The following is an 11,592-nucleotide window of genomic DNA, read 5'->3' on the forward strand; positions in this document are numbered from 1 at the left end:
AGACCACGTCGGCGCAGGATTGGAGGAATCGTGAGCGACACCGTTCCGGGGCTCGTCCGCCGCGCCGCGGAGCAGTTCGGCGACGACCCGGCCTTCGTCATGGACGGCCGCTCCCTCTCGTTCGCCGAGCTCCACGACGCCGTCCGGCGCACGGCCGCGGTCTACCGCCAGCACGGCGTGACCCCCGGCGAACGGGTCGTGCTCTGGGCCCCCAACAGCATCGAGTGGGTGGTCGCCGGGCTCGCCGCGACCTACGGCGGCGGCGTGCTGGTGCCGGCCAACTCCCGCTACACCGCGCACGAGGTGGCCGACCTGGTCGAGCGCACGAACGCCGCCGTGGTCGTCGTCGCCGACGGGTTCCTCGGCCGCACCCAGATCGCCGACCTCCGCGCCCTCAAGCCGAGCGCCCCGATCCTCGACCTCGCCGGCCTCGACGCCCTCGCCGCCGAGGCGCAGGACCTCGCCCGGGTCGAGGCGGCCGCCGACGCCGTCGGTCCCGACGACATCGCCGACATCCTGTTCTCCTCCGGCACCACCGGCCGGCCCAAGGGCGTGCTTAGCGCGCACCGCCAGACCGTCGCGGCGGCCGCGAGCTGGAGCGCCGTCGGCGAGGTCACCGGCGACGACCGGTACCTCGTCATCAGCCCGTTCTTCCACTCCTACGGCTACAAGGTCGGCATCCTCGTCGGTCTGCTGCACGGCTGCGCGCTCTACCCGATGCAGGTGTTCGACGCCGACGCCGCGCTCGACCTCATCGCGTCCGAGCGGATCACGATGGTGCCCGGCGCCCCGGCGATCTTCCTCGGCCTGCTCGAGTCGCCGAAGTTCGCGAGCACCGACACGTCGTCGCTGCGGTTCGCCAACACCGGCGCGGCCAACGTGCCCGTCGCGCTGGTGGAGCGGCTGCAGACCGAGCTGAGCTTCGACCTCGTGATCACCGCGTTCGGCATGACCGAGTGCGTCGTCGCCACCATGTGCCGGCGCGGCGACAGCGACGAGACCATCGCCACCACCTGCGGTCGCGCGATCGACGGCATGGAGACCGCGATCGCCGAGCCCGAGACCGGCGAGCACCTGCCGGCCGGGCAGGAGGGCGAGCTGCTGCTGCGCGGGTCGCAGGTCATGCTCGGCTACCTCGACGACGAGGAGGCCACCGCCGAGGCCATCGACGCCGACGGCTGGCTGCACACCGGCGACGTCGGCGTGCTCGACGAGCGCGGCTACCTGCGCATCACCGACCGCCTCAAGGACATGTACATCTGCGGCGGCTTCAACGTGTACCCGGCTGAGGTCGAGCAGGCGCTGATGCGGCTCGACGGCGTGGTCGACGTCGCCGTCATCGGCATCCCCGACGAGCGGCTCGGCGAGGTGGGCAAGGCGTTCGTCGTCCGCCGCGACGAGAGCCTCGAAGCGGACGCCGTCATCGCGTTCGCGCGCGAGCGGCTGGCCAACTTCAAGGCGCCGCGAGGGGTTGAGTTCGTCGAGACCCTGCCGCGGAACCTGTCCGGCAAGGTGCTGAAGAACGAACTCCGTCATTCAAGTGAGGGGAGCGACGCATGAGCGAAGAAGAAGTGGTGACCTACGAGGTCGTCGACGGCGTCGCCCGCGTCACGCTGAACCGGCCGGAGTACCGCAACGCGCAGAACTCCAAGATGACCTACGCGCTCGATGCGGCGTTCCAGCGCGCCACCGACGACGACGACGTGAAGGTCATCGTGCTGGCCGGGAACGGCAAGCACTTCTGCGCCGGCCACGACATCGGCACCCCCGGCCGCGACGTCGACCAGACCTTCGACCGCAAGGCCGTCATCTGGTGGGACCACACCGACAAGGAGGGCGGCGACCTGCGCTTCGCCCGCGAGTCGGAGGTCTACCTCGGCATGTGCCGCCGCTGGCGCGAGGTGCCCAAGCCGATGATCGCGATGGTGCACGGCGCGTGCATCGCCGGCGGCCTGATGCTGGCGTGGTCGTGCGACTTCATCGTCGCGTCCGACGACGCGTTCTTCTCCGACCCCGTCGTGCGGATGGGCATCCCGGGCGTCGAGTACTTCGCGCACCCGTGGGTGATGAACCCGCGCGCGGCCAAGGAGTTCCTGTTCACCGGCGACCGGTTCGACGCCCAGCGCGCGCTGTCGCTCGGCATGGTCAACCAGGTGGTGCCGGCCGACGAGCTCGAGTCGACCGTGATGGCGATGGCCGGCCGCATCGCGCAGATGCCGCGGTTCGGCCTGGCGCTCACCAAGAAGGCCGTGAACCAGGCCGAGGACCTGCAGGGCCTGCGCGCCGGCATGGACTCGGTGTTCGGGCTGCACCACTTCGCCCACGCACACAACGCCGAGACGTCCGACGACTCGTTGGGCGGACTGGACGCCAAGAAGATGGCCGAGAAGAACAAGGAGAACGGGTGAATCTCGACCTCTCCCCCGAGGAGGAGGCGTTCCGCGACGAGGCCCGTGCCTGGCTGTCCGCGAACGTCCCCCGCGAGCCGCTGCCGTCGATGGACACCGCCGACGGCTTCGAGGCGCACCAGGCGTGGGAGCGGAAGCTCGCTGACGCCCGCTACTCCGTCGTCTCGTGGCCGGAGGAGTTCGGCGGCCGCGAGGCGTCGCTCGTGGAGTGGGTGATCTTCGAGGAGGAGTACTACCGCGCCGGCGCGCCCGGCCGCGTCTCGCAGAACGGCATCTTCCTGCTCGCGCCGATCATCTTCGACCACGGCACCGACGACCAGCAGCGACGCTGGCTGCCGTCGATGGCCACCGGCGAGACCATCTGGGCGCAAGCGTGGTCGGAGCCGGAGGCCGGGTCCGACCTCGCGTCGCTGCGCTCCACCGCCCGACGCGTCGTCGGCGGCTGGCGGCTGAACGGCCAGAAGACGTGGTCGTCACGCGCGGCGTACGCGCACATGGGCTTCGGCCTGTTCCGCTCCGACCCGGAGGCCGAGCGGCACCGCGGCCTCACCTACTTCTGCTTCCCGCTCGACGCCGACGGCGTCACCGTCCGGCCCATCGCCCAGCTCGACGGCGAGGCCGGCTTCGCGGAGATCTTCTTCGACGACGTCTTCGTCCCCGACGAGGACGTGCTCGGCGAGCCCGGCGACGGCTGGCGTGTCGCGATGAGCACCGCCGGCAACGAGCGCGGCCTGTCGCTGCGCTCGCCCGGCCGCTTCTGCGCCGCCGCCGACCGTCTCCTGGATCTGTACTCCACGGTCCTTGAGCCTGTCGAAAGGACTGCCAAGTCCGCCGACGTCGTCGACGCCTGGGTCCGCGCCGAGGCCTACCGCCTCTACACCTGGGGCACGGTGACCCGCCTCGCCGACGGCGGCGACATGGGCGCGGCCGGCTCGGTGAACAAGGTGTGGTGGAGCGAGCTGGACGTCGCGCTGCACGAGACGGCGCTCGACCTGCTCGGGCCCGACGCCGAGGTCGAGTCACCGTGGACCGACGGCTACCTGTTCTCGCTGTCCGGCCCGATCTACGCGGGCACGAACGAGATCCAGCGCAACATCGTCGCCGAGCGGATCCTCGGCCTTCCGAGGGAGCCGCGCGGATGAGGTTCGAGCTGACGTCTGACCAGCGCGACTTCATGTCGACGCTGGACGGGCTGATCGCGTCGTCCGACCCGGTCGCGGTGAACCGCGCGTGGTCGGTGGGGCAGACCGAGCCCGGCTTCGACCTGTGGAAGCGGATCGCCGACATGGGTGTGCCCGCGCTGCTGGTTCCGGAGTCCGAGGGCGGCCTCGACGCGAGCCCGGTGGAGCTGGCCTGCGCGTTCGAGGTGCTCGGCCGGCACGCGGTGCCCGGGCCGTGGATCGAGTCGGCCGCGTTCCTCGCCGTCGCGCTCGACGGGAAGGACCGACAGGAGATCGTCGAGGGCACGATGGCGTCGCTCGCCGTCCCGCCGCTCGTCCCGTACGCGGTGGACGCCGCGGAGGCGCAGCGGCGCTACGTCGTCGTCGACGGCCGGCTGCACCGAGGCGAGGTGAAGGACGTGGTGACGTCGATCGACGCGAGCCGTCGCCTCGCCCGCGTCGAGCCCGCGCCGGACGGCCTGATGTCCGCGCGTGTGCACGACGACCGCGCGCCGATGCCGAAGACCGGCGTCGAGCGTCCGCTCGAGGGAGCGTTCGTGATGGCGGTGCTGGCGACGTCGGCCGAGCTGCTCGGCGCGGCCGAGCGGGTGCTCGACGACTCGGTCACCTACGTGCAGCAGCGCACGCAGTTCGGCCGGTCGATCGGGTCGTACCAGGCGATCAAGCACCAGCTGGCCGACGTGCGCATCGCGCTCGACTTCGCCCGGCCGCTCGTCTACGGCGCCGCGGTGGACCCGACGCTGCGCGCGGTCTCGGCGGCGAAGATCCAGTGCGCGGAGGCGGCGCACCTGGCCGCCCGTGTGGGCCTGCAGGTGCATGGCGCGATCGGCTACACCGCCGAGTACGACCTGAGCCGCTGGCTCCTGCGCATCCGTGCTCTGATCAGCGCCTGGGGCACCCCCGCGTACCACCGCGAGACCCTGCTCGCCGAGCTGCTGGACTCCCGATGACCGACCTCGTCCCCACCCGGGAGCACGAGGAGCTGGCCACGTCCGTCCGGCAGCTCCTGCAGAAGGGCAAGTCCCCCGAGGACACCTGGTTCGCGCTGTGCGACCAGATCGGCGCGGCCGCCCTGACTATCCCCGAGGAGCACGGCGGCGCCGGCTTCACCCTCGCCGAGACCTACGTGGTGCTCGAAGAGCTCGGCTACGCCCTGACACCGTCCCCACTCCTCTCCACTGTCGTCGCATCACGGTCGCTAGCGGCGGAGCCGCGGGAGGGAGCGCCAGCGACCGAAGCGACGGATTCTCGGTCGCTAGGGACGGAGTCCCGGGAGGGAGCGCCAGCGACCGAAGCGACATCAGAGTCGCTCGCAGCCCAGCTCCTCCCCCGCATCGCCGAAGGAACGACCGCCACTCTCGCCACCGGCGACGTGACGTGGAACGGAGCCCTGAGCGGCACGGCCACCCCCGTCCTCCACGCCGACGTGGCCGAGTTCCTCCTCGTCGCAGCCAAGCACGACGACGGCGTCGGCCTGTTCAGCGTCGATCCCGAGGCGATGGGCCTGACCCGCACCCCGCTCGCCGGGATGGACCCGACCCTCAGCTTCGCCACGCTCGACTTCACCGACGTCGACGCCGACCCGATCTCGATGGACGCCACCGAAGCCCTCGCCGCCGCCCACCGCGTGGGAATGCTGGCGACGGCGGCACTGCAGGTCGGCTGCGCCCAGCGCGGCCTCGACATGACCGTCGCGTACGCGAAGGAGCGCGAGCAGTTCGGCCGCCCGATCGGCTCGTTCCAGGCCCTGAAGCACCGGATGGCCGACATGCTCGTGAAGGTGCAGATGTCCCGCTCCGGCGCCTGGGCCGCGGTGCAGGCCCACGTCCACGGGACGCCCAACGCCGACCGCCTCGCCGCGGCCGCCGCGTCCTACTGCAGCGAGGCGGCGCTGCACGTCGCGTCCGAGACGATCCAGCTGCACGGCGGCATCGCGATCACCTGGGAGCACGACGCCCACCTCGTCCTCAAACGCGCGCAGTCGTTGAGCCGCCTCTACGGCGCCCCGCACGAGCAGCGCGCCGCGCTCATCCCATGACGACGCCGGCGGTCGACATCTCCTTCCACGGCGCCCCGTCGGGCGCGGCGGAGATGGCGGCGGAAGTCGAGCGTCGCGGTGCGGTGAAGGGGCTCTTCGTGCCGGAGGGCGCTCACGACCCGTTCATCACCTTGTCGTTGGCGTCGGCGAGCACGGAGCGACTGGAGGTCGGCACGGGCATCGCGCTGGCGTTCGCGCGCTCGCCGATGTCGATGGCCTACTCCGCCTACGACCTGCACCAGCTCTCCGGCGGCCGTTCGATCCTCGGGCTCGGCTCGCAGATCAAGGCGCACATCACGCGGCGCTACGACATGCCGTGGTCGGCGCCGGCGAAGCGGATGGGCGAGTACGTCGCGGCGCTGAAGGCGATCTGGCACTCCTGGCAGACCGGCGACCCGCTGGACTTCCAGGGCGACTTCTACTCGCACACCCTGATGCCGCCGCTGTTCAACCCCGGCCCGCTGGGCTTCGACGCCCCGCGCGTCTGGATCGCCGCCGTCGGCCCGCTGATGGTGAAGGCGGCCGGGACGTTCGGCGACGGGATCATCACCCACCCTCTCATCTCCCGCAGCTACCTCGAGGACGTCACCATCCCGGCGCTGGCAGAGGCCCGCGCCGGCCGCGGCGACCACCAGTTCGAGATCGCGACGATGGCGATGGTGGCGACCGGCCACACCGAGGAGGCCCTTGCCGACGCGATCGCCGGCACCCGCAAGCAGATCGGCTTCTACGCGTCCACCCCGGCGTACAAGCCGGTGCTGGACCACCACGGCTGGGGCGACCTCCACGACCAGGCCCACGCCTTCACGAAGTCAGGCCGCTGGTCCGAGCTCGCCGACCTCATCGACGAGGAGGTCCTGAACACCTTCGCCGTCGTCGGCGACGTCGCAACCGCCGGTCCCGCGCTGGTCGACCGCTTCACCGGCCTTGCCGATCGGCTTACCCTCTCACTGCCGTACAAGACGATCCCAAAGCTACCCATTGATGTCGCGGATGCGCGCGAACGGCGACTTCCTAGGCCGGGGCTCCCAGTCACTGGAATCTGAGAGGTTCGACCGTTGCCGAATTGACTAATTCGCCCGGAGAACCGATTCCAATAGATGAAGCCCTCAACAGAACTAGGGTGCGGCATGTGGACAGCTCAATTGTTGGAGCGCTCGGAACCGGGCTCAGTGTTACGACCTTTCTGGTCGGCTTCTCTTCGATACGGCTGCGCGGCCAGCGTGACCGCGCACTGGCGCATTCGGACAGTGTGGTCCGCGACATCATTCGCGCTTCCAGTGAAGGCCGAGCCCTCAGCGACGCCGAGGTAGAGCAGAGTACTCACGGCATTTGGGAAGCCAGGCAAATCGATCCCGTTGCAAGATGGGGCGTCTACTTCTACTGGACCGTCGCAACTCTGATGCTGATTCTCAGCACAGTCGGAGGGCTTAAGAGCGATGGAACGTTCACGTGGAACCCGGAAGACTGGAGCGCCGACACCTTCACCGTAATTTTCTTGTTGATTCTTCAAATCGGTGTCTGCAGCGCCGGAACTGCGGACTACAGGTTCGTCCAGCGTGACCTGATTTCGCGTCTCGACGCTAGCTCTTTGGGCATTGTCGAGCGTGCAATGGCGGCGCGCGACACAGGCGAACTTGAACAGGCGTTGATGCTCGCTGACAACCTTGCGAAACGCTTGCCGTCCTGGCCTTGGGTATATGCATTCAAGGGACACCTACTCACGACACTCGACCGTCCTGAGGAAGCATTGGCGGAATTCGACCGCGCGATTGCGCTGCGTTCAGATGATGCTGTTGCCCGCATAGGGCGAGCTGAGCATCGGCTCGTCGCCGGCGATGCCCAAGGGGCGCTTGACGACCTGGATGCCTTACCGCCTTCCCGGACTTCGGAAACCGGGGTATTGCGGTTGAAGGGGAGCGCGTTGTACAAACTTGGCCGTCGCGATGAGGCGGTTGCATTGCTGAGCAGCGTGGTGCGACGGGACCCCAGTGACGCCGACGCACGTGTCGCCCGCGGAGAAGCGCTGGCCGGCCCAGAGATTCACTCCGAGCATCATCCGTCATCGCCCATTGCTGCGCTCGGTGCCGTTGTGCTCGAGGAGGGCGAAAAGGTGGCGCTATCCACACTGTCCGACATCGGACGAGAGAGCCTTTCTAGGGAGGATGTCGATACAGCGATCCAAGACTTCACGTTTGCACTCGAACAGTCGCCCGGTGATCGCCGTTTACTCCGACTTCGCGCAGATGCCTACTTCCGCAATGGTGAATTGGAGGCTGGCCGATCAGACTATGACGCGGCCATGAGCGGAGCCGACGACACCCAGGTCGCGATCGCTTTGAGACAGCGAGGAGCGTCGTACCGGAGAGCCGGAGACGCTTCCGAAGCCATCGCAGACTTCACAGCGTCGTTGGCCGTGCAGCCTACGCACCAAGCCTACTTCTACCGGAGCCTCGAGTACGAGTGGTTGGGGCGGCCGACTGACGCTCTAACCGACATCGACGCTGCCTTAGGGCTCGCACCCAATGACGACGACTACCTTTCCCATCGAGCATCGCTGCTCGCGGCGACAGGTGCCCATGCGGCTAGCGATGCCCTCTTCCGCGAGATCGAAATCCGCTCCCCCTCGAACGCACACAACTACTACCTCTGGCTGGGCGCCCTTCTACGTCGTGGCGCTGTCATAGACGCTCTCGCTCTCAGTGCACGCGCAGTCGCCAGCTGCCCCACGGACGCCGATCTTCGTCTGATCTCTGCTCAAGTCCGGTCACAAAACGGCCAAGTTGATAGGGCTCTTCTAGAGATTGAAGAGGCCCGTGAACTGGGAGCGCACGAGGCGCAGGCTGCATATCTCGCCGCGCAAGTGCTGGCAGGTGCTGACCGGATGGAAGAAGCCGAGGATCGGGTGAATCGCGCGGCTGAGGAACCTTCGCGCTTCAGAAATGCAGCACTCATGACGCGGCATCGGATCCGGAGGCTCGCGGGGAACCTCGAAGGAGCGCTCAGCGATCTAGACGTGGCGACAACTCTCATGCCCAACGTGCCTGCCGTATGGGTAGAACGAGGCTGTCTCCGGATGACGATGGACGGCCCGACTGAGGACGCTTTGGCAGACTTCAATCACGCGCTCACTCTCGATGCGAACTCCATAACCGCGCTGAACCATCTTTCGGACTACTACCTGCGCTTGGGCGACATCTCCGCAGCGGTAGCGGCAGCTGAGCGATCTCTTTCGCTGCAAGAAAACTCCGAGGACAGGGTCGGTCTGGCACGGACCCTTATTCGCGCGCACAGGTGGGACGAGGCCATCGAAGTGCTGTCCGACATCGTCCGGGCAAGTCCAAGCGATGCGGAGCATCTCTGGCAGCTGGCTGCCGCGTACTCAAACTCAAATCGGTTCGAAGAAGCAGAAGCGACCTTTTCAGCCTTGGTGCAACTGGACGAATCGAACTTGAACGCCTTGGCTGGCCTGGCAGTGACGATTAGTCAGCAGGAACGATCCGATGACGCAGTTCGCGCCTTCCGCGTACTCCGTGAGCAGTTCGGAGCTGCGGCTCAGGAGTGGGTATCCACCCACCTGTTCGAGGAATTTCTCCCCAAATACGAGGTCGTGAAGGCGGACTGGGACAGTTCGGGAAAGGAGACGGGATAGCGCTCTCTCGGTAGAGACAGTGGGCGCGAAGGCACATCATCTGCGCCCCTGTACCGTGGTCAGCCGCTAGCGTGGGGCAATAGTGAACAACGTTTTCGAGCCGGCCACGCTTGGCCCAGTGGAACTCCGCAATCGCACGATTAAGGCCGCGACCTTCGAGGGCCGCACCCCCGAAGGCCTCGTCACCGATGAGCTGATTGACTACCACCTCGCGCCGTCTCGTGGCGGGGTAGGCCTGACGACGCTCGCCTACCTCGCCGTCTCCCCAGAAGGCCGGACCGAGAAGGAATGCATCGTCGTCAACAAGGCGTCGGCACCAGGCTTGGCGCGACTGACCGATGCGATCCACGAGACCGGCGCGAAGATCGGCGGCCAGCTCGGCCACGCAGGCCCGGTAGCCAATGGCCGCTCGAACGGCGTCCACGCTGTTGCCGCCTCGCGCATGCCTTCGCCGCTGAGCATGCAGATGATCCGCCAGGCGACCGCCACAGACATCGCCCGCATCACCCGCGACTACGTGCGTGCCGCGCGTGTCATGACGGACGTCGGCTTCGACGTGCTCGAGATCCACGTCGCCCACGGCTACTTGCTCAACTCGTTCCTCGCGCCGAAGCAGAACCGACGCAAGGACGGCTGGGGCGGCTCCCTGGAGAACCGCGCCAAGTTCGCCCGAGACATCATCCGCTGTGTTCGCGAGGAGGTCGGCGATGCTGTCGCCGTCACCGCGAAGATCGGCATGACCGAAGGCTCGCCCGTGGGCTTCTCGATGCCGGAGAGCCTGAAGTTCGCGCAAATGCTTGAGTCCGACGGGCACCTCGACGCGCTCGAGCTCAGCGCCGGCAGCTCGCTGCTGAACCCGATGTACCTGTTCCGCGGCGACGTCCCTCTCAAGGAGATCGCGGCCAACATGCCGCCGCTCGTTCGCGTGGGTCTGAAGACGCCGGTCGGCAAGCGCTTCTTCAAGGCCTATCCGTTCCAGGAGGCCTATCTACGCGACAAAGCTCTCGAGTTCAGGAAGGCGCTCTCGATGCCGCTCATCATGCTCGGCGGCATCAATGACAAGGCGACGATGGACCAGGCCATGGCCGACGGCTTTGAGTTCGTCGCCATGGCCCGCGCCCTCCTCCGCGAGCCCGACTTGCTCAACCGCATGCAGGCCGGTGAAACGGACATCGGGCTCTGTATCCACTGCAACCGGTGCATGCCGACTATCTACTCCGGTACACGCTGCACTGTCCGGAAGCCGGAAGGCGCCAAATAGCTGCGCTCCCGACCCAACTGTGTCGACAAGAGGAAGTACAGGATCTCGAGAGCTTGGGTCACAACTGGAACTCCGGCCGCCGTCTGACCCGTCGACGTGAGGTTCTAACACTCCTATGAGCGCCGCGGCTAGAGGGCGCTCGCGAGATCGACCGTCGATCAGCCGAACCTCTCCTCTTCGCGCTCAACGACAAGACCTCGAGCAAACCAACCGACGATAGTCACAGCGAGAAGCACTGCTCCTTCGGCCTCGTCATGCGTCACATCGCTGTACGCCTCACTGCCGTGCCGATCTCTCTGTCCCTTATAGAGTGACTTGAGCATTCCGACGAGGAGCTCCTTGGATGGAAATTGCGAATGCTCACGAAGGAATGGCAAGCGCCAGTTTGCGTCGGCTTTTTCGATTGTGCGGATGGAGTGCCCAAGAGTGGCATTGGAATCGGTGATCTGGAGAGCTACGAAGGACGCTGATTCGACAGCCCTAACGGCGTAGGCGTATGCAGCACTGTCGTTCGGCTCAAGGTCATACACGGCGTTCCAGGCTTTCGAAAGCAGTTCGCCTGCAGGTGACTTGGCAGACATAACGGTTTCCGCGGCCACCTGAACGCCTTCCGGCACACGGGTAGCCAACCGTGCACCTCCGTCCTTCTTCACCACGTGATACTTCGATCTGCCTATGACCAGAATCTCAGAGAGCCCAGTTGCGTCGGCACCGTAAGAGTCTTCATACAGCCTGTAATCGATAAGTCGCAGGAGGTCCCTGTCCGAGATGCGCATAAGGAACTTTCGAAACTCGACCTGATTGAGCAAGCCCGAGTACTCCGGGTTCAAACTAAAGTCGATATCGAGCGCGTTCGACCACGTATGCAGTTTCGATGGATAGACCGAACCCTTGTTCTGGACCGACTTCCAAAGCCATGTGATCAGAGCGGGCCGCATGGTCGGCGGAACTCCCGGACGAAGAACCTTCCAGTCGGATGCTTCCTCGTCCGTTACATCGAATGGGACGAAGCTCATCGCATCATCCTATTCGGGCACGCCATGCACATTTGA

9 protein-coding genes are annotated in these 11,592 nt (G+C 66.7%); 8 read left to right on the top strand and 1 reads right to left on the bottom strand.

What is annotated here, in order from left to right; genetic code table 11:
- Positions 1-30 precede the first annotated feature (30 nt).
- The 8 genes from FHP06_RS10475 (at position 31) to FHP06_RS10510 (ending at position 10,540) form a co-directional block, all read left to right on the top strand.
- Positions 31-1,560: a FadD3 family acyl-CoA ligase gene (locus tag FHP06_RS10475; RefSeq protein ID WP_147686496.1), complete on the top strand. Its 1,530-nt coding sequence runs from the start codon at positions 31-33 to the stop codon at positions 1,558-1,560.
- Positions 1,557-2,408, top strand: coding sequence for an enoyl-CoA hydratase (locus tag FHP06_RS10480; RefSeq protein WP_147686498.1), 852 nt, complete (start codon positions 1,557-1,559; stop codon positions 2,406-2,408). The genes FHP06_RS10475 and FHP06_RS10480 overlap by 4 nt, the downstream gene beginning before the upstream one ends.
- A complete protein-coding gene (locus FHP06_RS10485; protein ID WP_147686500.1) occupies positions 2,405-3,550 on the top strand; it encodes an acyl-CoA dehydrogenase family protein in 1,146 nt (381 codons plus the stop codon). The genes FHP06_RS10480 and FHP06_RS10485 overlap by 4 nt, the downstream gene beginning before the upstream one ends.
- Positions 3,547-4,539: an acyl-CoA dehydrogenase family protein gene (locus FHP06_RS10490; RefSeq protein ID WP_147686502.1), complete on the top strand. Its 993-nt coding sequence runs from the start codon at positions 3,547-3,549 to the stop codon at positions 4,537-4,539. Before FHP06_RS10485 ends, FHP06_RS10490 begins: the two co-directional genes overlap by 4 nt.
- Positions 4,536-5,627 carry an acyl-CoA dehydrogenase family protein gene (locus tag FHP06_RS10495; protein ID WP_147686503.1) on the top strand — a complete coding sequence of 364 codons (1,092 nt, stop codon included), beginning with the start codon at positions 4,536-4,538 and terminating at the stop codon, positions 5,625-5,627. Before FHP06_RS10490 ends, FHP06_RS10495 begins: the two co-directional genes overlap by 4 nt.
- Positions 5,624-6,673, top strand: coding sequence for a TIGR03617 family F420-dependent LLM class oxidoreductase (locus tag FHP06_RS10500; RefSeq protein WP_147686504.1), 1,050 nt, complete (start codon positions 5,624-5,626; stop codon positions 6,671-6,673). The genes FHP06_RS10495 and FHP06_RS10500 overlap by 4 nt, the downstream gene beginning before the upstream one ends.
- Before the next feature lie 86 nt (positions 6,674-6,759).
- On the top strand, positions 6,760-9,279 hold the full coding sequence (locus tag FHP06_RS10505) for a tetratricopeptide repeat protein (RefSeq protein WP_147686505.1): 2,520 nt from the start codon (positions 6,760-6,762) through the stop codon (positions 9,277-9,279).
- Between the two features lie 82 nt (positions 9,280-9,361).
- Complete coding sequence (locus FHP06_RS10510; protein ID WP_147686506.1) at positions 9,362-10,540, top strand: oxidoreductase; 1,179 nt, start codon at positions 9,362-9,364, stop codon at positions 10,538-10,540.
- 158 nt (positions 10,541-10,698) lie between these two features.
- On the opposite strand, the gene FHP06_RS10515 is transcribed toward FHP06_RS10510, so the two are convergent.
- Positions 10,699-11,556, bottom strand: coding sequence for a hypothetical protein (locus FHP06_RS10515; RefSeq protein ID WP_147686507.1), 858 nt, complete (start codon positions 11,554-11,556; stop codon positions 10,699-10,701).
- Positions 11,557-11,592: the final 36 nt, after the last annotated feature.

The organism is Aeromicrobium terrae, assembly GCF_008039565.1.
GTDB classification, from domain to species: Bacteria; Actinomycetota; Actinomycetes; order Propionibacteriales; family Nocardioidaceae; genus Aeromicrobium; species Aeromicrobium terrae.

Bases quoted from the DNA above. Each gene is read 5' to 3' on its own strand.
- FHP06_RS10480 (WP_147686498.1), top strand. From the start codon at position 1,557: ATGAGCGAAGAAGAAGTGGTGACCTACGAGGTCGTCGACGGCGTCGCC.
- FHP06_RS10490 (WP_147686502.1), top strand. From the start codon at position 3,547: ATGAGGTTCGAGCTGACGTCTGACCAGCGCGACTTCATGTCGACGCTG.
- FHP06_RS10495 (WP_147686503.1), top strand. From the start codon at position 4,536: ATGACCGACCTCGTCCCCACCCGGGAGCACGAGGAGCTGGCCACGTCC.
- FHP06_RS10500 (WP_147686504.1), top strand. From the start codon at position 5,624: ATGACGACGCCGGCGGTCGACATCTCCTTCCACGGCGCCCCGTCGGGC.
- FHP06_RS10515 (WP_147686507.1), bottom strand. From the start codon at position 11,556: ATGAGCTTCGTCCCATTCGATGTAACGGACGAGGAAGCATCCGACTGG.